This window comes from Komagataeibacter saccharivorans (assembly GCF_004348195.1).
GTDB classification, from domain to species: domain Bacteria; phylum Pseudomonadota; class Alphaproteobacteria; order Acetobacterales; family Acetobacteraceae; genus Komagataeibacter; species Komagataeibacter saccharivorans.
This window is the reverse complement of record NZ_CP036418.1, coordinates 1-532: the sequence shown is the minus strand read 5'-3', so window position 1 is coordinate 532 and position 532 is coordinate 1. Positions and strand designations below refer to the sequence as shown.

Genomic DNA, 532 nt, shown 5'->3' with positions numbered 1-532 from the left:
CATATAGTCCCGCACCGGTGTAATCAGGGTTTCTGGCGCGCGTGAGACGTCGTAGCCGTAAAAAGTGCCATGTCGCGCCACATGGTCGAGCTGCGGCAGGGTCATCACCATGCTGGTGTCGAGCTGGTTGTCTTCGAGCAGATAGGTGCGCAGCACCCAGTGGCGCAGCTCGGTTACGGCGCTGCGTGCGCCGAGGAAGAGCATCCCGGTTTTCGTGTCTTCAGGCGTCATGGGTAGAAATGCCAGCCTTTACTGATTTCAGGGTGGTGAAGGTGCGACCGATACGGGGTTCCCCGATCGGGCCTCCCTGCATGCCTTCGGCCTGCCAGTGTTCGATGAGCGCCTGTGCTTCCACGCAGACAGTGGTGGACAGCACGTATGGCGGAGAGCCGTGCTGGGGGTAGGAAGGGGCCGAGAGCGCGAGCCACAGATCGCGGTCAAGGAACTGCACCGCGCAGAAGACACCCGGATTGACGACACCGCTGCGGCTGCGGGCATGCTGCAGCAGGGTAAGCAGGGCCGGACGGCTGTA

Annotated in this window: 1 protein-coding gene and 1 pseudogene; both read right to left on the bottom strand. The window is 62.6% G+C overall.

What is annotated here, in order from left to right:
* A pseudogene (locus KSAC_RS17150) lies at positions 1–231 on the bottom strand (hypothetical protein); the annotation flags it as partial.
* Positions 221–532 (bottom strand): secretion/conjugation apparatus DotM-related subunit (locus KSAC_RS17415; protein ID WP_456305949.1); only part of this gene is annotated, 312 nt, incomplete at its 5' end. The pseudogene KSAC_RS17150 and the gene KSAC_RS17415, both read right to left, overlap by 11 nt.